We start from the raw sequence: 23,561 nt of genomic DNA on the forward strand, positions 1-23,561 counted from the left end.
GGATCCCGACCATGTGGCTTCCGACCACTGGACCGGCGGCCGACTTCGCCGTCGACTACCTGGCCCTGCACAAGGCCTTCTACGACCGCACCCTCGACCCGGCCGACCTGGACGCGTGGCGGGAACGCCAACTGCGCACGGTCCTGGACCAGGTGACGACCGGGTCGCCGTTCTACGCCCGGCACCTGGCCGACGTGGACCTCGCCACGATCACCCCGGCGACCCTCGACCGGCTGCCCTTCACGACGAAGACGCACCTGCGCGAGGAGATGCTCGACGTGCTCAGCCGACCGCTGGCCGACGGGGTCTTCTTCTACGAGACGACAGGCACGACGGGCCGCGCGACACCGTGCCCCCGCGACGGTCGGGAGGTGGTGGCCAGCAACGCCCACGTCACCGAGTCCTGGGCGTCGATCTTCCGCCACCACTTCGGCGACCATCCGCCGCGGATCGGGCTGATGGGCCCGACCGAGGTGCACTCCTTCGGCGACACCCTCGGTGACATCGCCCGCAACGTCGGCTCGCTCAACGCGAAGATCTGGCCGTACTCGCCGGTGATCGGGTTCGCCAAGGCGTTGCAGCTCATGAAGGACCTGGAGCTGGAGGTCGTCTGCTGCACGCCGGGTGTGGCCATGATGCTCGCCAAGGCGGCCGAGCACTACGGCTACCGGCTGCGCGAGGACTTCGCCGTCAAGCTGCTCTTCGTCACCGGCGAGATGTGCACCCCGGCGCTGGCCCGAAACCTGGAATCCGTCTGGGGCGCGGACGTCTACAACATCCTGTACGGCTCGCAGGAGGCGTTCGTCATCGCCACCGCCTGCCGCAACAAGCGGATGCACCTCTCCCAGACCAACTACCTCATCGAGGTGGTGGACCCGGAGACGGGCGCGTCGCACGGCCCGCGCGGCAGCGGGGAACTCACCGTCACCATGCTGATCGACGGGGTGAAGCCGCTGGTCCGCTACCGCACCGGCGACGCGGTGATCGTCGAGGCGTCCGACTGTGACTGCGAGATGGCCGGCGACCTCGTGCAGATCGTCGGGCGGACGCTGGACCGCATCGAGCTGGGCGGTCGACGCTTCACCGCCGGCCAGGTCGAGACGGCCGTGTTGACCGGGGTCACCGGCTCCGGCGGCTACCAGGTGGTGATCGACCACGACCCGGCGGCCGGGGGCGACCGGCTGACCGTCCGCCTGGAACTGCTCAAGGAACTCGTCGACGACCCCGCCGGGGTGGCCGACGGCGTCCGGGAGCGGGCCACCGCCGCGCTCGGCGTACCCGTCGAGGTGGAGCTGACCGACGGGCTCGACCCCATCGTCAGCACCGGCGCCTTCGTGAGCTGGAAGGCCGCCCGGATCGTCGACCGGCGAGTCGAGGCCGACCACGAGACCCAGGTGGCGCAGCGGATGGCGGGCAACCGTGGCTACACCACCTGAGACAGTCGCCGACGAGCGGGTGCCGGCGCTGCCCGGGCCGCTCGCCGAGGCGTACGGGCGGCGCTGGCGCAGCGTGGTGGACGGCTGGGCGAGCCGGCCCGGCACCACGCTGGCCACCCTCGGCCCGCCCGGGACGTCCAGCCACCTGACCGCGGTGTTCCTCGCCGAGCGGCACGGCCTGCGCGTCGAGCTGTCCGACACCTTCGACGCGGTGCTCGCGGCGCTGGTGGACCGGCGCGTCGACCAGGCCCTCGTGCCGAGCGCCTATCAGGGGCTCACCCGCTTTCACTGGCACCGGGACCTGCGGCTGGAGGCCTATTTCGCCCAGGCCACCCCGGAGTACGGCATCGCGGCCCAGCCGGACCGCGACCCGGACGCCTCCGGGGGTCAGCTCGCCGTGGCCGCCCTCTGGGAGGTCCGGCGGATCTTCACCGACCTCGCGCCACCGGCCCTGCGGGACCGGTCGGTGCGGTGGGTCGACGCCGACTCCACCCAGCACGCCGCCGAGATCCTCGCCGCCGGCGGCGCCGACCTCGCGGTGACCAACGCGCCCGGGGTCGAGCGCCACGGCCTGCGGTGGGTGGCCCGCCGCCCGGGCGCCGAGATCGTGTGGACCCTGTTCGGCCGCCGCTGAGACCAGACACCGAGAGAACCGGAGAGACGCCTCGTGTCCCGACGAATGCTGCTGCACCGCGCCACAGTCCAGGAGGGACTGGGGGTGCCCTCCCGGCCGCGCCACAGCGTGCTGCTCGACGGCGAGCGCATCGTGGCCGTGCTACCCGAGGCGCAGGCGCCCCTGCACGACCCGGGCGTCGACGTCCTGGACCTCGACGGCCGGACGGTCATGCCGGGCATGACGCTCGGCCACACCCACATCGCGTACCTGAACGTGCTCGACGGTCGGGAGATGCTGTTCAAGTACAGCATCCCGGAGGTGACCCTCGGGGCCGCCGCCAACGCGGCGGCGATGCTGCGCCTCGGCTACACCGCCTTCGTCGGCGCCGGCTCGGTGGCCGGCATCGACATGGCGCTGCGCCGGGCGATCGACGCCGGCCGGCTGCCCGGTCCGCGCATCACCCCGTGCAGCCGGGACCTGATGGTGTCCGGTCCGCCGGAGCGCCGCAACCCGGCGGTCAAGCAACGCATCCCGAGCGACCTCATGCGGCTGGCCGACACCCCGCAAGAGCTGATCGAGTACGTCGACACCGAGGTCAAGCAGGGCGCGGAGATCATCAAGGTCTTCTCCACCGGCGACGACACGTTCCCCAACGGCCGCTCCCACGAGCTGCTGTTCACCGCCGAGGAGCTGGTGATCGCGGCGCGGGCGGCGCACGAGCGGGGGGTCCGCATCCGGGCGCACTCGCGCGGGCTGGGCGGCATCCGCAACGCCATCGCCGCCGGGGTCGACGTGATCGACCACGCCACCTACGCCGACGACGCGGCCCTGGAGGCGATCGCCGAGCGGGGCATCTTCGTGGTGCCGAGCCTGCACCAGCCGTACCGGCTGCTCACCGACGGCACCCGGCACGGCAAGACCCCGGAGTACCTGGAGACCCTGGAATTCCAGGCCGAGGTGGAGAACACCCTGCGCATCCTGCCGCTGATGGTGCAGATGGGGATCCCGATCGTGGCCGGCGACGACTTCGGCTTCGCCTGGACCCCGCACGGCCGGTACGCCGAGGAGCTGGAGACCTACGTGAGCATGGCCGGCATTCCCGCGCCGGTGGTGCTGACCTGGGCCACGGCCAACGGCGCGCGGCTGGCCGGTCGGGGCGACGAGGCGGGCACGGTGCAGCCGGGTCGGCTGGCCGACCTGGTGGTCACCGACGGCGACCCGGCCGAGGACATCACGGTGCTGGGCCGGCCGGAGGCGATCGAGCTGGTGCTGCTGGGCGGCCGGGTGGTCGCCGGGGACGCCACCCGCTACCGCGCCGGGCAGCCGGCGGGAGTCGCGTGATGCGGCGGTCCGTGCCGGTCGTCCCGCTGCTCGCCGTCGGGGCGTTCGCCATCGGCACCGACACCTTCGTCGTCGCCGGGGTGCTCCCCGAGGTGGCCCGCACGCTGCGGGTGAGCGTCGCCTCGGCCGGGTGGGTGAGCACGGTCTTCGCCCTCGCGTACGCCGTCGCCGCCCCGGTGCTCGGCGCGCTGGCCGGCCGGCTGGAACGGCGTACCGTGCTGGTGATCTCGCTGGTCGGGTTCACAGTGGGCAACGTCGCCTCGGCGCTCGCCCCCGACCTGCCGTTGCTGCTGCTGGCCCGGGTCCTCACGGCGGTCAGCGCCGCGCTCTACGTCCCCGCCGCCACCGCCTCGGCGGCCGCGCTGGCCCCGCCCGAGCGGCGCGGCCGGGCCATGGCCGTGGTCCTCGGCGGCCTCTCCGCGGCCACCGTGGTCGGGGTGCCGTTCGGCACCTGGCTCGCCGCCGACCTGCAGTGGCGGGCCACCTTCTGGCTGCTCGCCGCCCTCGGCGCCGCCTGCGCGGTGGCGGTGCTGGTCGGCCTGCCTCAGCTGGCGCTGCCGCCCGGCCCGTCGCTGGCGGCCCGGCTCGCCCCGGCCCGCGAGAGCCGCGTCGGGTTGGCGGTGCTCACCACCGCGCTCTTCATGACCGGCGGTTACCTGGCCCTGACGTACGTCGGGGCGCTGCTCGCGCCGGCCACCGACGGCGACGGGACGCTGCTCGCGGTGCTGCTGCTCGTCTTCGGTGTGCCGGCGGTCGCCGGGACGGTGCTCGGTGGGCGGGCCACCGACCGCTTCGGTGGCCTGCCGGTGCTGGTGGTCTCGATCACCGGGCTCGCCCTGGTGCTGGTCACGCTGCCGCTGACCCGGCAGGCGCTGCTTCCGGCCGCGCTGGCCATGGCGGCCTGGGGCGTCACCGCGATGGCCACGCAGCCGGCTCAGCAGCACCGGCTCTTCACGATCGCCCCGACCTCGGGGCCGCTGCTGCTGTCCCTCAACTCCTCGGCCACGTTCCTGGGCATCGCCCTCGGCGGCTTCCTCGGCAACAGGCTGTTGCGTCACGGCGGCGCGGACGCCCTCGACCTGCTCGGGCCGGTCGGCGCCGCGCTGTGCGTCCTGGCGGTGGGCACCACGCTGCTCGGCGCGCGGGTCCGTCTCGGCCGTCGCGACGACAGGCCGTCGACCGGCGGATTGGCCACACCGGATCACCCCGGATTGGCCACACCCGGTGGTCGTGCCGCTGCGTACGGTCGGACCGACAATCGGACCCGAACCTCACGAGGATCACGATGACCCAGCTCAGCGACGGTGCGGACACCCTCACCGTCCGCATCGACGACCGGGTGCTGACCGCAGTGCCGGACTACGTCCTCGGCGTGCTCGCCGTGCCGACGATCGAGGTCGCCCCGGCGCCTCCCAGCGTGTCGGCGCTGCTGACCGCCGCCGAGGACGCGCTGCACGCGGCCGGCCTGGACAAGGCGGGGGTTGCCGAGTTGCCGGGCATCGCCGCGTGGCGGGAGGCGTACCGGACGGTGGGGGTGAACCCGAACCGGTTCCCGTGCGCCGCCGAGTCGATCGCCCGACGCGTCGCCAAGGGCGACCGGCTGCCCCGGATCAACGCCCTTGTCGACCTCTGCAACGCCGTCTCGCTCGGCGCGGCGCTGCCGGTGGCCTCGTGCGCTGTCGACGGCATCACCGACATCGTCGTCCGACCGGCCGACGGCACCGAGACGTTCCTGCCCCTCGGTGTGCCCGACGCGCCGGAGCGCCCCGAACCGGGGGAGGTGATCTACGCCGACGCCGACGGGCGGGCCCACTCCCGGCGCTGGAACTGGCGGCAGGGACACCTGGTCCGCACCGACCTGGGCCGGCACCGGCTGCTGCTCACCGTCGAGTCGGCCCACCCCGGCGGCCGGGCGGAGGTGGTGGACGCGCTGGCCCGGCTGGCCGCCGCCCTCGACGAGGAGTCCGACGCCCCGCGACAGGAGGCGGTGCTCGACGTGGGGACGACAAGCGCCGTCCTGCGTACCGCCGGGCCGCTCAGCCCCGCCGGCAACCACCGGGGGAGCCGTCCGTGAACCGCGCGATCCTGGTGATCTACCGGCCGGCGGCCGGCCGGTACGCGGCCCAGTTCCGCAGCGTTGTCGCCGCCGCAGCCGAGTTGGGCGTGACCACAGTGGCGCTGCTGCCGACCGGGCAGCCCGCCCCGGAAGCCGCCGGCCTGCCCTGCTACCACGCCGACCTCGACGACACCGCTGCCGTCCGCTCGGTGGTCGCGACGATCGTCGCCACGCATCAGGTGGGGCGCATCTTCCCGCTCTTCGAGGGTGACGTGCTGACCGCCGCGTACTGCAGGCGCGACCACGGCATCGACGGCCTCGACCCGGAGGAGGCCCTGACCTTCCGGGACAAGAACGTGATGCACCGCCGGGCCACCGAGCTGGGCGTGCCGGTGGCCCGCTCGTGCCGCCCCGAGACGGTGGGGGCGGTCGCCGAGTTCGCCGCCGAGGTGGGCTGGCCGGTGGTGATCAAGCCGTACGCCGGCTGGGCCTGCGGCGACACCCACCGGGTGGACTCCACCGAGGACCTGGCCCGGGTGTGGCCGCTGGTCGCCGACGACCGGCACGACTACCGGGTGGAGGAGTACGTCCGGGGCGCCGAGTACCACGTCGACTCGCTGCTGCGCGACGGCGAGGTGGTCTTCGAGCAGCTCTCCCGCTACACGTACTCGGTCCTGGAGTTCCGCGACGAGCCCGGCGGCACGGTCTCCCGCAAGCACGGTCTGACCCCGGCGGAGCGGCGCATCCTGGCCGCCAGCGCCACAGTGCTGCGCGGCTTCGGGATGCGCACCGGCGTGGCGCACGTGGAGTTCTTCCTCCGCGACGACGGCGAGGTCGTCTTCGGCGAGGCTGCCGCCCGGGCCGGCGGCGGCTCGATCGTCCCCGCCATCCAGGCCGGTCGGGGGATCAACCTGGCGGGGGAGTGGTGCCGCCTGGAACTGGACCCGGAGCACGTGCCGGCGGCCACCCTCGGCCCGGAGATCGGCACCGAATACCTGTGCTCTGACAGGTACGGCCGGATCACGGCGATCACCACTGCCGACGAGCTGCGGGCGCTGGACGCCGTGCGCGACGCGGACGTGTGGAAGGCGGTCGGGGACGTGCTCGCCGTGCCGACCGCCTCCAACGACGTGCTCGGCTGGTACGTCTGCGAGGGGCGGGACTTCGACGACGTCCGCGCCCGGTTCAAGGTCATCCGGGACTCCTTCGAGGTGCGCACCGAGCCGGTGGGGGAGCCGTCATGTGGCTGACCCGGTTCCGGGCCCTGCCGCGCCCGCTGCGGATGCTTGTCTACGCCTCCTTCATCAACCGGGCCGGCATGTTCGTGTTCCCGCTGCTCGCGGTCTACCTCGTGCAGAGCCGGCACCTGAGCACCGGCGAGGCGGGCGTGCTGATCTCCGTCGGCAGCACCGGCCTGCTCGCCGGCAGCCTGCTCAGCGGCCCGGTCTGCGCCCGGGCCGGCCGACGCGCCGCGCTGGTGTCGAGTCTGCTGCTCAACGCGGCCGGTTACCTGGGCCTCGCCCTGGTCAACGGTCCCACCTGGACGTACGCGGTGCTGCTCTTCGTCGCGCTGGTCGGGATGGGGATGTTCGCGCCAGCGGCGAACACGCTTATTGCCGACCTGACCGAGCCCGGTGAGCGGCCCTTCGCGTACACGGTCAGCTACCTCGCCAACAACCTCGGCATGGGGGTCGGCCCGCTGCTCGGCGGGTTCGCGGCGGCCTTCTCCTACCAGCTGATGTTCGCCGGCAACATCCTGCTCGGGCTGCTCGCGGCGACCACCATCTGGCTCTTCGTACCGGCGGACACCCGACGTGCCGCTACGTCGTCGTCGGCCGCGAGCACCGGCCGGGCCGGGCTGTTGCGCGACATCGACGTGGCGGTGCTGGTGCTCGTCTCGTTCTGCTACGTCGCGCCGCTGATCGGCCTGGAATACACGCTGCCCCTCGCGGTCACCACGGTGCTGCACTCGTCGGTGGCGCTGGTCGGGGCGGTCTACACCATCAACAGCGTCGTCGTGGTCAGCGCCAGCCTGCTGATCGAGAAGCGGATCAAGGCGTACTCGACCCGGGTCCTGCTGATCGTGGCGGGGCTGCTCTGGTCCACCGGGATGGCCGTCCTGGTGTTCGCGTTCTCGCTGCCCGCCGTGCTGCTCTCCACAGTGGTCTGGACCCTCGGCGAGATCATCGCGTCGGTGGTGGTGCCCACCTACATCGCCGACCACGTGGCGGAGCACCGGGTCAGCGGCTTCATGGCCCTGAACGCCTTCGTGCTCAGCTCCGCCCGGCTGGTCGTGCCGATGGGTCTCGGCTTCATCTGGCAGACCCAGGGCCACCATCCCGTTCTCCTGCTGCTCCTGCTGACCCCGGTGGTCGGCATGGTCGCGTTCGCAGTGCTGCGGATCCGACCGGCCGTCCGGCCCGTGCCGGCACTCGCCGAACCGGCCACCGCCAGTCCCTGACACCCCACCCCGCATCGGAAGAGGCCATGACCGCGACGAAGTTCGTGCTGCCCGAGAGTGACATTCCGACGACCTGGTACAACGTGGTTCCCGACCTGCCCAAGGGACTGCCCCCGATGCTGCACCCCGGCACCCGGGAGCCCATCACCGCGGCGGATCTCGAACCCCTCTTCGCCACCGGCATGATCGAGCAGGAGTTCACCACCGAGCGGGACGTGGACATCCCGGGGCCGGTGCTCGACATCTACCGGCAGTGGCGGCCGAGCCCGCTCGTGCGCGCCCGCCGCCTGGAGCAGGCCCTCGACACGCCGGCCCGCATCTACTTCAAGTACGAGGGGGTCAGCCCGGCCGGCAGCCACAAGCCGAACACCGCCGTGCCGCAGGCGTACTACAGCAAGCTCGACGGCGTGCAGCGGCTGACCACCGAGACCGGCGCCGGCCAGTGGGGCAGCTCGCTCTCGATGGCCTGCGCGTACTTCGGCCTCGACTGCGAGGTCTTCATGGTGCGGATCAGCTACGACCAGAAGCCGTACCGGCGAGGATTGATGGAGACGTTCGGCGCGTCGGTCACCCCGAGCCCGAGCGAGCGTACCGAGGCGGGCCGGGCGGCCCTCGCCGCCGACCCGGACTCCACCGGCAGCCTCGGCCTGGCCATCTCCGAGGCGGTGGAGGCGGCGATGTCCAGCGGCGGCGCCGCCAAGTACGCCCTCGGCTCGGTGCTCAACCTGGTGCTGATGCACCAGACGATCATCGGGCAGGAGGCGCTGCTCCAGCTCGCGATGGCCGACGACTACCCGGACATCGTGGTCGGCGCGGCCGGCGGCGGCTCCAACTTCGCCGGGCTGGCCCTGCCGTTCCTGCGCCGGCAGTTGGGCGGCGGCCCGACGGTGCGGTTCGTCGCCGCGGAGCCGGCCTCCTGCCCGTCGCTGACGCAGGGCAGCTACGACTACGACTTCGGCGACACCGCCGGGCTCACCCCGCTGGCCAAGATGCACACCCTCGGCCACGACTTCCACCCGCCGGCGATCCACGCCGGTGGGCTGCGCTACCACGGCATGGCGCCGATCGTCAGCGCGCTGCGGGACATCGACCTGATCGAGGCGCGGGCGGTCCCGCAGACCGCCTGCTTCGAGGCGGGCGTGCTGTTCGCCCGCAGCGAGGGCATCGTGCCGGCGCCGGAGTCCACCCACGCCGTGCGGGTGGCGGTGGACGAGGCGCTGCGCTGCCGGGAGACGGGCGAGTCGAAGGCCATCGTCTTCTCGCTCTCCGGGCACGGCCACTTCGACATGCAGGCCTACATCGACTACTTCGCCGGAAAACTGACGGACTGACCTCGCGAGGGGGTGGGCGCCACCGTGGCGTCCACCCTTCGCGACGAGCACCGGGGGTGCCATTGCACAGCGAAGCAGCGACCATCCTCGCCATCAACGGATCGGAACGGCCCGGTGGCAACACCGACCACGCCATCGCGTACGCGGGCAAGCTGATCGCCGAACGGGGCGCGATCCTGCGCACCATCGCGCTACGCGACCACCGCATCTCGCCGTGCAGCCCGTGCGGCGACTGCAACAGCCGTACCCTGCCCTGCCAGGTGGACGACGACGTCCCCGCCCTGGTGGAGCAGATGGCCAGCGCCGACGGGCTGATCTACGCGGCCCCGGTGCACGGCTTCGGCCTCGCCCACCTCATGCAGGTCTTCATCGAGCGGGCGGGCGTCGGCTACCTGCGTTTCACCCGGCCGCTGGCCGACAAGGTCGGCGGCATCATCGTCACCGGGCGTCGGTACAGCGACTCCTCGGTGCACAACCAGATCGTCAACAACCTGCTGCTCAACCGGATGATCCTGGTGGGCAGCGGCTTCCCCGTCCTGCTGCGCAACACCACCGGCGCTCCCGGCCTGACCGACGTCGAGGGCGTCGACGCGCTGGAGCGGATGGTGCACCGGATGCTCGACATGGTGCAGCTGCTCAAGCGGCACCAGGGGGTCGAGGGCGGTCCGGTCCTCCCGCGTCGCGACCGCAACGAGCGTGTTCCGCGGCCCCGCCGCACCGAAACCGTCCACACCAGAGGAGATATCGAGAATGTCCACTGAGCAGGTCGCCGCGCCGGTCGGCATCGATTTCCCGGCCACCGAGTGGGAGAGGTGGGACAAGCCGGGAGCCGAGGGGCGCGTCAAGATCTCGTACGTCGGAGGTCAGCGTCTCCGCCTGCTGGAGCTGCCGCCGGGTTTCGACGAGCACCACTGGTGCCTGCGTGGGCACACCGGCTACGTCCTGCAGGGCGAGTTCACCATCCACTTCCGGGACCGGTCGGTGCCGTGCCGCCCCGGCATGGGCTTCGTCATCCCCGACGACGAGGAGCACCGGTCCCAGGGCAGCGACGCGGAGCCCACGGTCGTCTTCGTGATCGACCAGGTCCCGCAGCCGTGAGCGATAAGCACCCGATCGCGCCGCCGGCCGGCTCCCCGCCGGCCGGCGGCGCCGACGGCCCGGCCCGGATCGCCGAGCTGCGGGTCGCCATCGACGCGCTCGACCAGCGGATCATCGCCCTGCTGGCGGAGCGCACCCGGGTGGTGCAGGAGCTCACCGCGCACAAGACGGACGAGGCGACAGTCCGATCACCCGACCGGGTACGACAGGTGCTCGACCGGGTGCACGACCTGGCCGCCCAGCACGGCATGCCGCCCGAGGTGGCGGTCGGCGCCTACCGGGCGCTCATCGACGAGCTGACCCGGATGCAGCTCGACATGCTGGCGGAGCGTCGGGCCGCCGTGCCACGGGCGGAAGAGCGATGAGTCACCGCCCGCCCGTCGACCTGCGGCACGCCCTGGCCAGCCTCGATCCGCTCCCGGGCGAGCTGGTCCGCGTCCCCACGGAGCTGCCCGCCCGCTACGGTGTCTCCGCCCACTACGCCCGCTGGGCGGGCGCTCCCGCCGCCCCGCCCACCGGCGCCGGCCCGGCGGTGCTCTTCGACCGGGTACGCCCCGACCACGGCCCGACCCGGGCGGTGCTGATGGGCCTCTACGGCACCCGCCGGCGTGCCTCCGGTCTGCTCGGCTGCACGCCGGCCGAGCTGCCGCACCGGCTGCTCGCCGCGGTGGCCGCACCCCGTCCGCCGGTGGCCGCCCCCGACGCGTCCCGCTGGCCGCGCGAGACGCTGCCGGTGGATCTGACCGCGCTGCCGGTGCCGGTCCTCACCGACGAGGACGCCGGCCCGTACCTGACCCTCGGCGCGGTGCTCGCCACCGACCCGGACACCGGGGTCCGCAACCTGTCCGTGCACCGGATGTGCGTGCAGGGGCCCGACACGTTGACCATCTGGATGGTGCCGGGCCGGGACCTGGAGCTCGCGCACCAGGCCGCTCTGCGCCGGGGGCGTCCGTTGCCGGTCGCGATCCACCTCGGCCTGAGCCCGGCGGTGCTGCTGTCGTCCTGCTGCCCGACCTCGCTGGTCCCGCCCGACCTCGACGAGCTGGCGGTGGCCGGCGCGCTCGCCGGTCAACCGGTGGAGCTGCTGCCCTGCGCCACCGTGGACGCCGAGTTCATCGCGCACGCCGAGTACGTCATCGAGGGCGAGTTGCTGGCCGACCGGGTGCCGGAGAGCGCGCACGGCACGGTGGCGACGCCGGAGTTCCTCGGCTACCAGGGTCGGGCGCATCCCTCGTTGCCGCTGATCCGCATCACCGCGATCACCGCCCGGGAGAGCCCGATCCTGCAGGCGGTCTCCGGGCCCGGCCACGAGCAGTCGGTGCTGCTCGGCTTCGGGATGGAGGCCGCGGTGCTGGACCTGCTGCGCCGCCGGGGGACACCGGCCCGGGCGGCGCACTGCCACACCGCGGGCGGCGGTCAGCTCATGGTGGTGCTGCAGTGGCCGGCCAAGCGCGGCCCGGCCGACGACCTCGCGGTACGCGCCGCCGCCGAGGCGGTGCTGGAGCAGTTCCGGATGGCCAAGCTGGTGCTGTGCGTGGACGAGGACGTCGACATCGAGTCCGATCAGGACCTGTGGTGGGCGATGGTCACCCGCTTCCAGGCCGACCAGGACCTGCTCGTGCTGCCGGACCGGGAGGGTTTTCCGCTCGACCCGAGTCAGCACACCGGCTACTCCCCGTCGCTGTCGGCGGACGGGCGCACGGCGAAGGCGGTCTTCGACTGCACCGTCCCGTACGCCCAGAGCGCGCGCTTTCACCGGCCCCGCTTCACCGAGCCGTCACGTCCCGTACCGCGGCGGCCAGCAGCGCCACTCCCTCGGTGATCTTCGCGGTGGGCAGCGCCGCGTACCCGATCAGGAAGGTCGGCTCGCTCGGCGGTCGGGTGACGAAGTAGCCCGAGGCCGGGTAGACCCGGACGCCGCGCGCGGCGGCGGCGCGCACGATCTCGGCCTCGCCGACGTCGCGCGCGCCGCCCAGGGTCACCAGCACGTGCAGCCCGGCGGCCGTGCCGGAGATCCGTACTCCCGCGCCGAAGTGTTCGTACAGCGCCTCCAGCAGCCGGGCACGCCGCTGCCGGTAGAGGCGGTCCATCCGGCCGATGTGCCGGGCGTACGCGCCGGAGGCGATGAACTCCGCCAGCGCCTCCTGGGTCAGCGTCGGGGTCAGCCGGTCGGTGATCCACTTGACGCCCAGGAACGACCGGACGAGATGGGGCGGCAGCACCGCGTACCCGATGCGCAGCGAGGGGAAGAGGGTCTTGCTGAAGCTGCCGACGTAGACCACGTCGGCGTCCTGCGGGTCGGCGGCCAGCGACGGCAACCGCTCCTGCGCGAAGGTGAACTCGTTGTGGTAGTCGTCCTCCAGCACCGTGGCCCCGTGTTCGCGAGCCCAGCGCAGCAGCGCCCGTCGCCGCCGCTCGGACATGATGAACCCGGTGGGGAACTGGTGCGACGGGGTGACGTAGACCAGGCGTACGCGGGCCGGGTCGAGGCCGTGCGCGCGGACCTGGCAGTCGATCTCGTCGACCCGCAGGCCCTCCTCGTCGACGGCGACCGGCACCACAGCGGCCCGTGAGTAGCCGAAGATCTGTCGGAGCACGGTGTGGCTGGGGTCCTCGATGATCACCACGTCGTCGGGGCCGACGAGCAGTCGGACCAGGATGTCCATGGCCTGGGTGGCGCCGCTGGTCACCACCGTGTTCTCGCGGGTGGCGTCCAGCGCGCGGCTGCGCCGCAGCAGGGCGGTGATCTGGGCGCGCAACGACAACGCGCCCTCGGCCGGGCCGTAGCCCAGGGCCACCGCGTCGGCCCGGCTCACCGCGTCGGCGAGCGACTGCCGCCACCGGGTCACCGGGAAGCTGGCCAGCGCCGGGGTGCCGTGCCGGAAGTCGTACGTCCCGTCCGGCCGGTGCATCGGCGCCGGTTCCCACGGCTTCCACAGCGCGCTGCCGGCGTCGGTGGGCAGTGGGGGCTCGGGTCGCAGGTGCGCGCGGGCGGCGCGGGGGGCGGGTGGCAGCGCGTCGGTCAGGGCCGTGCTGACCCGGGTGCCGGAGCCCCGGCGTGCGGTGAGCACCCCGTTGGCCCGCAGCAGCTCGTACGCCCGGGTCACCACCGTCCGGGAGACGCCGAGCTGGTGTGCCAGCTCGCGGCTGGGCGGCACCGTGTCGCCCGGGCGCAGCCGGCCGGCCCGTACGGATCCGCTGATCTGGTCGCAGAGTTGCTGCTGCAACGGAACGGAGCTGTCGCGGTCCAGCGTGACGAGGAGCTGGTCCGAACTCACCTGGACATGCTCCCCCGCTCGACGCCGGTTGCGAGTCTAGTCGCGCCGGCGTGCCGAACCGGCTGGTCTGCGACCGGCCACAGTTGATCGCCGGGCGGTCGGCGCAGCGGTGGTCAGGCTGCCCGGGAGGACCGTCGGCGGACCGGACGGTCGGTCTGCACGAACGTCGACAGCCGGCCGTCGACGAGTCGACCGAGCACGTCCAGGAAGATCCCCCGGTCGTGCGACGGGAGCGTGTCAAGGATGTCGCCCTGTAGCCGCGCGACGATCTGCCGCGCCTCGGCGACCAGTCGCTCGCCGTCGGGCGTGACGGTGACGATGCGGGCACGTCGGTCGGTCGTCGATGTGCGGCGTTCGACCAGGCCGGCGCGTTCGAGCTCGTCGAGGGTGACGACCATTGTCGTCTTGTCGATGCCGCACATGTCGCCGAGCTGGCTCTGGGTGAACTCGCCGGTGCGGCCGCGATCGAGCACGCAGTAGGCCCGCGTCGAGATGCCCAGGCCGGAGAGGGCGGCGGCGTGCTCCTGAGCCAGCGCGTGGGTGGCCCAGGACATCAGGAACATCAGGTCGGGCGCCGCGGCATCGGGCCCGGAGGTGCCGGTCGTCATGACGGCAGCCTAACAACTAGTTCGTGATTCGAACTATCTCAGAGCGGAGCATCTCTTCGTTCGCGTGGAAGTTAAGAACAAGATAGTAAAGAACAGAACATTCTGATACGGTTCGATCCCGACTGTCGATCCCCTCCACAAAGGAGTCATGTCATGTCTGCGGAAGCCTCCATGCCCCGCGCCGCCGACGGCGCGTCGCGCGTGCGCAACCGGTCCATCGCCCTCCTTGCCGCAGTGCTCGCCGCCGTGGTCGTGTGGCTGATCGCCACCGTCGGCGGCGCTGAGCTCACCGTCGACCAGGGCGCCGGCCCGCAGGACGTCACAGTGCTCGCCGTGCTCCTGACGTCCGCACTCGCCGCCCTGCTCGGCTGGGGCCTGCTGGCGGTGCTCGAGCGCCTCTCGGGTCGCGCCACCACGATCTGGACCGCGATCGCCGTCGCCGTGCTCGTGCTGTCGCTCGTGCCGGCATCGCTTGTCGACGCCTCGGCCGGCACCAGGGTCGCCCTCGTGCTGATGCACCTGGCGGTGGGTGTTGTCGTCATCCTGGGTTTCCGCAGAGGTGCGCGACGCGTCTGACGACGAGCGGTCTGCCGCGGGTCTAGTTGATGCCTCTGACCTGCGGCTTTGTCGGATCTCAGCAGGTGATTTCTCGGCCCGCCGGTGGTACGACTGATGCACGGAGGCGATGTTTCGAGGCCCGAGGGGCCTCAGCGGGGTGGGACGTCGCACCACCGCCGACCGGTGGGGCAGGCGATCCGGTCGGCGCTGCGGTGGCCAGCAGGAGGTACCGATCGTGCAGCTCGCAGGCACCACAACCCCGTATCGGTCAACTCGGATGACGGCCGTCCCGCCACCACCAGCGGCGGGACGACCGTGACCGAGAGCAGCGAGAACGCGGCCGCCTACGAACGCGGGGTGGGGGCAGGGCGCATCGAGCAGCGCCTGCAGGGGCACGACGAGCATCTGCGCCGGATCAACGGTTCGATCGACTCGATGACCCGGGCGTTGCAGGCTCTCACCGAGGAGCTTCGCGCCAACGCCGCCCTCCTGAGCGCCAACGTGGCCTCGGGGCGTCGGGACGCCGTGGAGCGGGACAAGATCGCGGCCGTCCGGATAGAGGAGGCGGGTCTCGTCGATTCCCGCAGGACGGGCCGGTGGACCAGGTGGCAGCGCTGGGGCGCCGTCGTCGGGGCCGTCATCCTGGTCGTCAACTTCGGCTTGGGGCTCTACCTCGCGTTCGGCCGCTGACCCGTCCTCAGCTGCGGGTGCGGCTCAGCGCCAGTCCACCGAGGCCGAGCGCGGCCAACCCCACCACGAGTGCCACGTATGCCCCGCCGCGCCCGTTGCCCGTGCCGATGCCGCCGTCGGAGGTCGCCACCACCAGCGCGCCGAGGGCGACGCCGATCAGCCCGGTCGCCAGGGCCACCGTCGCGCCGAGCAGCCCGCTGCCGGTGCCGACGCGGCTGGCGGGCCGGGCCAGGGCCAAGGCGCCGACGATCACCCCCGCCAGGCCCAGCAGAGCGCCCACGCTCGCCCCGAGTCGCCCGGCGCTCATGGTGGTGACGCTGGCCGCCAGGGGAGCGGACGAGGCGTACGCGGCGGCCGGCGCGGCCAGCCCTCCGGCCAGGGCGGACGCGGCAGCGGTGAACACCAGTCGGGCCCGCTTCGGGTGTGCTGAGGGGAGCATGTGCTTCTCCTTCGTCGTACGTTTCGTTGGTTGTCGTTCGATCCTGTCGCCGGTTGGGCCGCGGGTCGTCCGGCAGCCGGAGGCATTCCGCGCTGCCGCCACCGGCGCAGGCGGCTGCCGCGCACGACGCACCTGCGGCCCGACTACCGCAGGCGCGGTAGACGCCTCTCGGTCGTGCGCAGGAGTCGCTGACGCCGCAGGTCGGGCTAGGGTGCGCGCATGAGCACAGGGCGTGCAGCTCTCCGGGACTCGGCGATCGCCGTCGGTGTGGCGGCGGTGCTGCTGGTCGCCGGGCGGTCCGCAGACCGCTCCACAGTCGACAGCGACTTGCTGGGTTACTCGCTGCTGGTGGCCAGCGGTCTGGCGCTTGCGGCGCGTGGTCGGGCGCCCGTCGCCGTCCTCGCCGTCACCGGGCTGTGTGCCGTGGGTTACCAGGCGGTCGGTCTCGACGTGCCGGCGGTCGCCTTCCTCTTCGCGGTCTACACCGGCGTGCGGGCGGGCCACCGGGTCGTCACGGTCGTCGCCGCCGTGTTGATGCTCGTCGCTCTTCCCCTCACCGCCCTCGCCCCGCCGCTGCACCTGCCCCCGGGGGAGGCCTTCGCCCGGGCCCGGGGCGCGCTCGAACTGGCGTGGCTGATCGCCGCCGGCGCCGCGGGTGAGGCGTTGCGGCAGGCTGAGCGGCGGGCGGACGAGGCCGAGCGCACCCGGGAGGAGACGGCGCGACGCCGCGCCGACGAGGAGCGCCTGCACATCGCGCGGGAGCTGCACGATTCCCTCACCCACCAGATCTCGATCATCAAGGTGCAGGCCGAGGTGGCCGTGCACCTGGCCCGCCGGCGCGGCGAGGCGGTGCCGGAGGCGCTGCTGGCGATCCGGGAGGCCGGCCGTGAGGCGAGCCGGGAGTTGCGCGCGACCCTGGAGGCCCTGCGGGACGACGGCAGGAACCCGCCGCGCGGCCTGGACCACCTGCCGGAGTTGGTGCAGCGGGCCCGGATGGCCGGGCTGGACGCGACGTTGACTGTCGAGGGCGAACGACACGCCGTGCCGGCGGCGGTGGACCGGACGGCCTACCGGATCGTGCAGGAGTCCCTCACCAACGTCGCCCGGCACGCCGCCGCGGCCACGGCGTCGGTCCGGGTCGACTACCGTCCGGACGCCCTCGCGATCCGCGTCGACGACGACGGCGATGCCACGCTGGCCGCCGTGCCGACGCCCGGAGTCGGGCTGCTCGGGATGCGCGAACGGGTCACCGCCCTGGGCGGTCGCCTCCACGCGGCGCCCCGGGACGAGGGTGGCTTCACCGTCCACGCCGAACTCCCCGTCGGCCCGCCCGGATGATCCGCGTCCTGCTGGTCGACGACCAGGCGCTGCTGCGCAGTGGCTTCCGCGCCCTCCTGGACATCGAGGACGACATCGAGGTGGTGGCCGAGGCCGCCGACGGCCGCGAGGGGGTCGCTCTCGCCCGGCGTCACCTGCCCGACATCGCGCTCATCGACATCCAGATGCCGGTGCTGGACGGCATCGAGGCGACCCGGCTCATCGCCGCGGACCCGGCCCTGGCCGGGGTGCACGTCGTGATCCTGACCAACTACGGCCTCGACGAACACGTCTTCCACGCGCTGCGCGCCGGCGCCGCCGGCTTCCTCGTCAAGGACATCGAGCCGGAGGACTTCCTGCATGCCGTACGCGTCGCCGCGCGGGGTGACGCGCTGCTCGCGCCCTCGATCACCCGCCGACTCATCGACAGGTACGTCGCCGAGCCGCGCCACCTGCGAGCCCCGACCGGTCTGCGGGAGCTGACCAGCCGCGAACGTGAAGCAGTCGTCCTGGTCGCCCAGGGCCTGTCGAACGACGAGATCGCCGCGCGCATGGTGATCAGCCCCCTGACCGCCAAGACCCACATCAACCGGGCCATGGCCAAGCTGCACGCCCGCGACCGCGCCCAACTCGTGGTCATCGCGTACGAGTCAGGTCTGGTGGCCCCGCGCCACGACTGACCCTCGGCGGCTCGCCGCGTACCAGGGGCTGCGCGCAGCCTTGCCGCGCGGGGTCCGGTCCTGCGCGTGCCATGATTGCGCCCATGGGCAAGCAGCAGCACGTCGGCGGGGCCGACCGGGACAGCGGGTCGGGTGCCACGGCCGACCGTCCGACCGGTGATGGGGCGGACGCGCGGCTCGCCGTCGCAAACGACCCCGCAACGCCACAGATGACCCTCATCGACCTGGCATCCGATGCGTCGACAGCGGTCCGCAAGGCGGTCGCGGCCCGGCCGGACGCGCCCGCGCAGGCCCTACGGTCGCTGACCCGCGACCATGATCGTCATGTCCGGGAGGCCGTGGCGCGCAATCCCGCGACGTCGGCCGGCAATCTCCTGCGCCTGGTCAAGGACGCGGACCGGTGGGTCCGCTGGGCCGTCGCCGGCAACCCGGCCTGCGACGAGTCGGTCCGCCGGGTGATGGCCGCCGCGCCCGACAAGGAGCTTCGGGGCCTGCTCGCCGAGTCCCGCGAGTTGGAGCCCGAGCTGGCCGCCCGGCTGGTCGACGATGTCTCACCCGAGGTGCGGGAACGGCTCGCGACGCACACCCAGGACCCGGATGTCATCGTCGCCCTGCTGGCCGACCGCACCGTGCGCGTCCGCAAGGGGCTCGCCCGCAACCCGCGGACCACCGCCGCGCAGCGCGGCGCTCTGGCCAGGGACCCGGCGGTCGACGTGCGGGTTGCGCTGGTCCGCGCGCTGGAGCTGGACGAGGCGGATCTGGAGGCCCTGGTCGACGACCGTTCGGTGCAGGTCCGGCTGGCGATGGCCACGTCCGAGATCATCCCGGCCCACGTCCGCCAGCGGCTCGAAGGCGACACCGACGACATGGTGGCCGCCGCCGCGCGGGACTTCCGGCCCGGAGCCGCCAGCACCCCGGTGGTACGGGCTCCCCGCATCGGTTCCCGGCGCTCCGGCACCGGCCCGGGTCGACCGGGTCGCGCCGCCCGCTGAGGCCCGCCCGGGGTTGCCCGGCCGGTCGGGTCACCGCCGCGACGCGCTCGTCCGCGAGGGGGAGGGCGGGACGGCCCCGGAGCCGGTCGTGGACGGCGGCGCTCCCTCGACCGGGAGATCGCGGCCGGCGAGGCGGCGCAGAAGTTCCCGGATCCGGCGCTTGTCGGCGGCGGAGACCGTGTCGTCGAGCAGCCGCCGCCGGATGGTGCCCATGTCCGCCTCGACCTCCGCCAGCACGTGCGGCGTCACGACGGCGTTCGGCATCGCGAGCGGCCGGATCGCGGCGGCGATGGAGAGGCCGAGGGTGGCGCAGAGGCTGCGGACCTTCGCCAGCTCCGGGTAGCGCTGCCAGTCACCGGCGAGCCAGCGGAACAGCGTCGAGCGGCTGACACCGGTGTGGTGCGCGATGTCGCCGACTGTCCAACCGTGCTCCTCGCGGGCGTCGTCGACGGCCTGGCGCACGAACTGCGCGAAGGCCATCTGGGGTGTCGTGGGATAGGTGTCCATCCTCAGCCGTGCCCTCCCATCCGGGATCGCCTCGGGTGTGCCGGGCTCGACGGTCAGTTTTTTTCATCGGTCAACGCGGCGGTGGCACTGATCGTCTATCAGCTTCTGCGGTGGCGCAGCGGTGGCCGGCTCAGCTGCTTACTCGTTCGAGGTGGGTCGGATACTCAAATGCCGCTGGTCGCTGCGACCGGTCGTCCCGTTCGGGACCGCCCGTCCCGTTCACGGGTTGTGACGGTCACCGCAGCACGACCGCTGCATCGTGTGATCTGGGTACCGTTCGTCGAATCAGGTACCGTCCCCTGTCACACCGTCTTCGCACCAACCTGGCTTCCTGTCACAGGGGAGCCGAACCGGAGGGACACTCGTGAGAGTCCGTAGCGCAGTCCGTCAGGCTGGCCTCGTCGCGGCGGTCGCCGCTCTGGCGTTGAGCGCGGGATGCGCCAAGAAGGATGACAGCGAGGTCCAGGCCAGCGGGGTCAAGCTGGTCGAGGCCGGCAAGCTGACCGTCTGCACCCACCTGCCGTACCCGCCGTTCCAGTCGAAGGACGCCAGCGGCAAGGTCACCGGGTTCGACGTCGACGTGATGGACCTCGTGGCCAAGGAGTTGGGCGTCGAGCAGACGATCATCGACACGCCGTTCGAGGGGATCAAGTCCGGTCAGGACCTGAACACCGGCAAGTGCGACGCGGCGGCCGCCGGCATGACCATCACCGCCGAACGGCAGAAGGTGATGAACTTCTCCGACCCGTACTTCGACGCGACGCAGGCGATGCTGGTCAAGACCGGCAAGCCGTACAAGTCGCTCGACGACCTGCGGGGCAAGAAGCTCGGCGTCCAGGCGGCCACCACCGGCCGTGACTACGCCCGCAAGTTCGAGAAGGAGAAGGGCCTGCAGCTGGTCGAGTTCGAGGATCTCGCCGCCCTGCAGCAGGCCGTCGCCAACGGCCAGGTCGAGGCCGCCGTCAACGACCTGCCGGTCTGGACCGAGTACCTCCGCAAGAACCCGGGTGGGTTCGAGGTGACCGCCGAGTTCGACACCGGCGAGCAGTACGGGTTCTCGGTGAAGAAGGACGGCAACCCGGAACTGCTCAAGAAGATCAACGAGACGCTGGCCAAGGCCAAGCAGGACGGCTCGTACGACTCGATCTACGAAAAGTGGATCGGCAAGCGGCCCAGCGCCTGATCGACGCTCAGTGGGGAAGGGCGCGCGTCTCGCGCGCCCTTCCCGTCGACACACTCCGGGAAGGCAACGAGCCGACGTGAAGCTGCGACGCCGCCAGCGGGAACGACTGTCCCTCGGCATCCAGTACCTGGTCTTCGTCGCGATCATCGCCGTGGTGCTCTTCGCCGCGGACTGGGGCAGGCTCAAGGACGCGTTCTTCCGCGTCGACATCATCGAGTCGATGTTCCCGACGATCATCACCGTGGCGCTGCGCAACACGATCCTCTACACGCTTGGCGCGTTCGCCTTCGGCCTCGTGTTCGGCACCGTCCTCGCGCTGATGCGGCTGTCCCGGGTGGCGCCGTACCGCTGGCTGGCGACCGCGTACATCGAGTTGTTCCGGGGTCTGCCGGCGCTACTGGTGCTCTTCCTCGTCGGGTACGGCATCCCGATCGCCTTCCCGGAGCGGGAGATTCCCGGCGGGGTGTTCGGTTCGATCGCGATAGGTCTCGGCCTGACCGCCGCCGCGTACATGGCCGAGACCATCCGGGCCGGCATCCAGGCCGTGCCGAAGGGGCAGATGGAGGCGGCCCGCACCCTCGGCATGTCGCACTTCACCGCCATGCGCACCATCGTCATCCCGCAGGCATTCCGGATCGTCATCCCGCCGCTGACGAACGAGCTCATCCTGCTCACCAAGGACTCGTCGCTGGCCTACGTGCTGGGCGTGACGGCGCAGACCATCGAGGTCACCAAGTTCGGCCGGGACATGCTCAACGACCGGGTGAACGCCACGCCGCTGCTGGTGGCCGGCCTCGCCTACCTCGTCATCACCCTGCCCCTGTCCCAGGTGGTGCGCCGCCTCGAACTCCGCTACGCCAAGGCCCGGTGACCCGCATGACGACCACCCCGTCCCGTCCCGCCGTCGAGATCCGCGACCTGCACAAGTCCTTCGGTTCGCTCGAGGTGCTCAAGGGCATCGACTTCGAGGTCGGCCAGGGCGAGGTCGTCTGCGTCATCGGACCGTCCGGCTCCGGTAAGTCGACGTTGCTGCGCTGCGTCGACCTGCTGGAGGAGCCGACCGCCGGCACGATCTGGGTGAACGGCGTCGAGATGACCGACCCGGACGTCGAGATCGACGCGGTGCGTCGGGGCATCGGGATGGTGTTCCAGTCGTTCAACCTGTTCCCGCACCTGACCGTGCTGAACAACCTCACCATCGCCCAGCGGCGGGTGCTGCGGCGTGGTCGCGCCGAGGCCGAGCGGATCGCGCGGGCCAACCTGGAGCGTGTCGGTCTGACCGACAAGGCCGACGCGTTCCCGGCGCAGCTCTCGGGCGGGCAGCAGCAGCGGGCCGCGATCGCCCGGTCGTTGTCGATGGAGCCGAAGCTGATGCTCTTCGACGAGCCGACGTCGGCGCTCGACCCGGAGCTGGTCGGCGACGTGCTCACCGTCATGCGGGGGCTCGCCGAGGACGGCATGACGATGATGGTGGTCACCCACGAGATGGCGTTCGCCCGGGACGTGGCGGACCGGGTCGTGTTCATGGACGGCGGCGTCGTTGTCGAGCAGGGGCCGCCGCAGGAGGTGCTGGGGGCGCCGAAGCACGAGCGGACCCGCGCGTTCCTCGCCCGGGTCCTCGACCCGACCCGGGTGGAGCGGCTCGGTCAGCCCGCCCAGTCGCCCGAGCCGCCGGAGGTTCCCGGCCTGCCGACGGACGGCCGGCACACCGTCTGACCGCGCCACATCGCCTGGTCAATCGACGTACGTTGTGATCTCGCGGTAATCTTCCTGCAATCAGACCTGTACTTTCGTCGATGGATTACATAAGTTGTGTTCATCCATCGAAAGTTCTGAGTCTTCCGAGCGAAGTCCGCGACGATCCTCACCTCAGTCGTGCTGCCGCCTTGTGCTCGGCGGTCGATGCACCCTGCCCTCGTCGCGTCTTCGCCCGGTCGGGAACGGAGACCCATGGACGATCACGCCGTTGGCTCCCATCGCCACCTGTCCCGCCGATCACTGATCGCCACCGGGGCCCTCGCCGCCGGGGCGCTGGGCGCGTCCGCGCCCACGCTCGGCGCCGCGTTCGGAGGCAGCCCGGCCCGGGCCGCCGCCGGAGTGACCAAGAAGGTCACCATCTACGCCGAGCAGTTGCCCGGCGGACTGTTCGGGTACGGTCTCGCACCCGGACAGGCCACCGTGCCGGGGCCCGTGCTGGAGATCTACGAGGGTGACACCCTGGAGATCACCCTGGTCAACACCACCGACCAGCGGCTCTCCATCCACCCGCACGGCGTGGACTACAGCACCGACTCGGACGGCAGTCCGCTCAACGCCTCGTTCAACAACCCCGGCGAAACCCGGACGTACGTCTGGCGCTCCCACGAGATGGTGGCCGCGTCGGGTCGCCGGTACATGCCGGGCAGCGCCGGCTACTGGCACTACCACGATCACGCCATGGGCACCGACCACGGCACCGCCGGAGTCGCGAAGGGCCTGTACGGGGCCCTGATCGTCAGGCGCCGGGGCGACATCCTGCCGGACAAGCAGTTCACCGTCGTGTTCCACGACATGACGATCAACAACCGGATGGCCCCGGACACGCCGATGTTCGAGGCGAACCTGGGCCAGCGGGTGGAGTGGCTCGCCATCGGGCACGGCAACCTGTTCCACACCTTCCACCTGCACGCGCACCGCTGGGCGGACAACCGCACCGGAATGCTGGAGGGGCCGGCCGACCCGAGCCTGGTCATCGACAACAAGGACCTCAACCCGGGCAGCTCGTTCGGGTTCCAGGTGCTGGCCGGCGAGGGCGTCGGACCCGGTGCGTGGATGTACCACTGCCACGTGCAGAACCACTCCGACGGCGGCATGGCCGGGATCTTCCTGGTGCGCAACGCCGACGGCAGCATGCCCCCCGGCGCCGAAGAGGCGATCCACCGGTTCCAGGGCCACACCCACACGCACGGAAGCTGACGAAAGTGGGGACGG

Annotated in this window: 24 protein-coding genes and 1 pseudogene; 21 read left to right on the forward strand and 4 right to left on the reverse strand. The window is 72.1% G+C overall.

What is annotated here, in order from left to right; all coding sequences use genetic code 11:
- Positions 1 to 11 precede the first annotated feature (11 nt).
- Genes AB0B39_RS17900 through AB0B39_RS17955 form a run of 12 tightly spaced genes read left to right on the forward strand, consistent with a single transcriptional unit; the run spans position 12 to position 12,161 of the window.
- On the forward strand, positions 12 to 1,436 hold the full coding sequence (locus tag AB0B39_RS17900) for a phenylacetate--CoA ligase family protein (protein ID WP_357574839.1): 1,425 nt from the start codon (positions 12 to 14) through the stop codon (positions 1,434 to 1,436).
- Complete coding sequence (locus AB0B39_RS17905) at positions 1,420 to 2,070, forward strand: prephenate dehydratase (RefSeq protein WP_234581768.1); 651 nt, start codon at positions 1,420 to 1,422, stop codon at positions 2,068 to 2,070. Before AB0B39_RS17900 ends, AB0B39_RS17905 begins: the two co-directional genes overlap by 17 nt.
- Before the next feature lie 33 nt (positions 2,071 to 2,103).
- On the forward strand, positions 2,104 to 3,393 hold the full coding sequence (locus AB0B39_RS17910; RefSeq protein ID WP_357574840.1) for an amidohydrolase family protein: 1,290 nt from the start codon (positions 2,104 to 2,106) through the stop codon (positions 3,391 to 3,393).
- The gene (locus tag AB0B39_RS17915; RefSeq protein ID WP_357574841.1) at positions 3,393 to 4,682 is read left to right on the forward strand and encodes an MFS transporter; all 1,290 of its coding nucleotides are present in this window, start codon (positions 3,393 to 3,395) and stop codon (positions 4,680 to 4,682) included. The genes AB0B39_RS17910 and AB0B39_RS17915 overlap by 1 nt, the downstream gene beginning before the upstream one ends.
- The gene (locus AB0B39_RS17920) at positions 4,679 to 5,467 is read left to right on the forward strand and encodes a phenylalanine--tRNA ligase beta subunit-related protein (RefSeq protein WP_357574842.1); all 789 of its coding nucleotides are present in this window, start codon (positions 4,679 to 4,681) and stop codon (positions 5,465 to 5,467) included. The genes AB0B39_RS17915 and AB0B39_RS17920 overlap by 4 nt, the downstream gene beginning before the upstream one ends.
- Positions 5,464 to 6,699, forward strand: coding sequence for an ATP-grasp domain-containing protein (locus tag AB0B39_RS17925; RefSeq protein ID WP_357574843.1), 1,236 nt, complete (start codon positions 5,464 to 5,466; stop codon positions 6,697 to 6,699). The genes AB0B39_RS17920 and AB0B39_RS17925 overlap by 4 nt, the downstream gene beginning before the upstream one ends.
- Positions 6,690 to 7,910 carry an MFS transporter gene (locus tag AB0B39_RS17930; protein WP_357574844.1) on the forward strand — a complete coding sequence of 407 codons (1,221 nt, stop codon included), beginning with the start codon at positions 6,690 to 6,692 and terminating at the stop codon, positions 7,908 to 7,910. Before AB0B39_RS17925 ends, AB0B39_RS17930 begins: the two co-directional genes overlap by 10 nt.
- 26 nt (positions 7,911 to 7,936) lie before the next feature.
- Positions 7,937 to 9,241: a TrpB-like pyridoxal phosphate-dependent enzyme gene (locus AB0B39_RS17935; protein ID WP_357574845.1), complete on the forward strand. Its 1,305-nt coding sequence runs from the start codon at positions 7,937 to 7,939 to the stop codon at positions 9,239 to 9,241.
- 56 nt (positions 9,242 to 9,297) lie between these two features.
- The gene (locus tag AB0B39_RS17940) at positions 9,298 to 10,002 is read left to right on the forward strand and encodes a flavodoxin family protein (protein ID WP_357489589.1); all 705 of its coding nucleotides are present in this window, start codon (positions 9,298 to 9,300) and stop codon (positions 10,000 to 10,002) included.
- Positions 9,992 to 10,339 (forward strand): cupin domain-containing protein, encoded by a 348-nt coding sequence (locus AB0B39_RS17945; RefSeq protein ID WP_234581760.1) that lies wholly within the window; start codon positions 9,992 to 9,994, stop codon positions 10,337 to 10,339. The genes AB0B39_RS17940 and AB0B39_RS17945 overlap by 11 nt, the downstream gene beginning before the upstream one ends.
- Complete coding sequence (locus AB0B39_RS17950) at positions 10,336 to 10,704, forward strand: chorismate mutase (RefSeq protein WP_357489591.1); 369 nt, start codon at positions 10,336 to 10,338, stop codon at positions 10,702 to 10,704. Before AB0B39_RS17945 ends, AB0B39_RS17950 begins: the two co-directional genes overlap by 4 nt.
- Entirely contained in the window at positions 10,701 to 12,161 is a 1,461-nt protein-coding gene (locus tag AB0B39_RS17955; protein ID WP_357489592.1) for a UbiD family decarboxylase, read from the forward strand. The genes AB0B39_RS17950 and AB0B39_RS17955 overlap by 4 nt, the downstream gene beginning before the upstream one ends.
- Here AB0B39_RS17955 and AB0B39_RS17960 read toward each other — a convergent pair.
- Together AB0B39_RS17960 and AB0B39_RS17965 are read right to left on the reverse strand one after the other, a co-directional pair.
- Complete coding sequence (locus AB0B39_RS17960) at positions 12,106 to 13,617, reverse strand: PLP-dependent aminotransferase family protein (RefSeq protein WP_357489594.1); 1,512 nt, start codon at positions 13,615 to 13,617, stop codon at positions 12,106 to 12,108. The two genes, AB0B39_RS17955 and AB0B39_RS17960, sit on opposite strands and share 56 nt — an antisense overlap.
- Positions 13,618 to 13,730: 113 nt before the next feature.
- A complete protein-coding gene (locus AB0B39_RS17965; RefSeq protein WP_357489595.1) occupies positions 13,731 to 14,225 on the reverse strand; it encodes a MarR family transcriptional regulator in 495 nt (164 codons plus the stop codon).
- Positions 14,226 to 14,378: 153 nt separating this feature from the next.
- Between AB0B39_RS17965 and AB0B39_RS17970 the strand changes: the two genes are divergently transcribed.
- Together AB0B39_RS17970 and AB0B39_RS17975 are read left to right on the forward strand one after the other, a co-directional pair.
- Entirely contained in the window at positions 14,379 to 14,801 is a 423-nt protein-coding gene (locus tag AB0B39_RS17970; RefSeq protein ID WP_357489596.1) for a DUF6069 family protein, read from the forward strand.
- A 297-nt stretch (positions 14,802 to 15,098) separates the two neighbouring features.
- The gene (locus AB0B39_RS17975; protein WP_357489598.1) at positions 15,099 to 15,473 is read left to right on the forward strand and encodes a hypothetical protein; all 375 of its coding nucleotides are present in this window, start codon (positions 15,099 to 15,101) and stop codon (positions 15,471 to 15,473) included.
- A gap of 7 nt (positions 15,474 to 15,480) precedes the next feature.
- On the opposite strand, the gene AB0B39_RS17980 is transcribed toward AB0B39_RS17975, so the two are convergent.
- A complete protein-coding gene (locus AB0B39_RS17980) occupies positions 15,481 to 15,912 on the reverse strand; it encodes a DUF6223 family protein (protein WP_357489599.1) in 432 nt (143 codons plus the stop codon).
- 219 nt (positions 15,913 to 16,131) lie between these two features.
- Here AB0B39_RS17980 and AB0B39_RS17985 point away from each other — a divergent pair, with 219 nt between their 5' ends.
- The 3 genes from AB0B39_RS17985 to AB0B39_RS17995 all read left to right on the forward strand — a co-directional run bounded on the left by AB0B39_RS17985 (position 16,132) and on the right by AB0B39_RS17995 (position 18,901).
- A complete protein-coding gene (locus AB0B39_RS17985) occupies positions 16,132 to 17,250 on the forward strand; it encodes a histidine kinase (RefSeq protein ID WP_357489601.1) in 1,119 nt (372 codons plus the stop codon).
- A complete protein-coding gene (locus tag AB0B39_RS17990; RefSeq protein ID WP_357489602.1) occupies positions 17,247 to 17,909 on the forward strand; it encodes a response regulator transcription factor in 663 nt (220 codons plus the stop codon). Before AB0B39_RS17985 ends, AB0B39_RS17990 begins: the two co-directional genes overlap by 4 nt.
- A gap of 83 nt (positions 17,910 to 17,992) precedes the next feature.
- Positions 17,993 to 18,901 (forward strand): hypothetical protein, encoded by a 909-nt coding sequence (locus AB0B39_RS17995; RefSeq protein WP_357574846.1) that lies wholly within the window; start codon positions 17,993 to 17,995, stop codon positions 18,899 to 18,901.
- A 102-nt stretch (positions 18,902 to 19,003) separates the two neighbouring features.
- Here the strand turns inward: AB0B39_RS17995 and AB0B39_RS18000 are convergent.
- A pseudogene (locus tag AB0B39_RS18000) lies at positions 19,004 to 19,408 on the reverse strand (helix-turn-helix transcriptional regulator); the annotation flags it as partial.
- Between the two features lie 364 nt (positions 19,409 to 19,772).
- Here AB0B39_RS18000 and AB0B39_RS18005 point away from each other — a divergent pair.
- From AB0B39_RS18005 to AB0B39_RS18020, 4 genes are all read left to right on the forward strand, one after another.
- A complete protein-coding gene (locus tag AB0B39_RS18005; RefSeq protein ID WP_357489605.1) occupies positions 19,773 to 20,591 on the forward strand; it encodes a basic amino acid ABC transporter substrate-binding protein in 819 nt (272 codons plus the stop codon).
- A gap of 76 nt (positions 20,592 to 20,667) precedes the next feature.
- Positions 20,668 to 21,462 (forward strand): amino acid ABC transporter permease, encoded by a 795-nt coding sequence (locus tag AB0B39_RS18010; protein WP_234581748.1) that lies wholly within the window; start codon positions 20,668 to 20,670, stop codon positions 21,460 to 21,462.
- A 5-nt stretch (positions 21,463 to 21,467) separates the two neighbouring features.
- Entirely contained in the window at positions 21,468 to 22,307 is an 840-nt protein-coding gene (locus tag AB0B39_RS18015) for an amino acid ABC transporter ATP-binding protein (protein WP_357489606.1), read from the forward strand.
- 234 nt (positions 22,308 to 22,541) lie between these two features.
- Entirely contained in the window at positions 22,542 to 23,546 is a 1,005-nt protein-coding gene (locus tag AB0B39_RS18020; RefSeq protein WP_357574847.1) for a multicopper oxidase domain-containing protein, read from the forward strand.
- Positions 23,547 to 23,561 lie beyond the last annotated feature (15 nt).

This window comes from Micromonospora sp. NPDC049114 (genome assembly GCF_040648635.1).
Lineage (GTDB): Bacteria > Actinomycetota > Actinomycetes > Mycobacteriales > Micromonosporaceae > Micromonospora.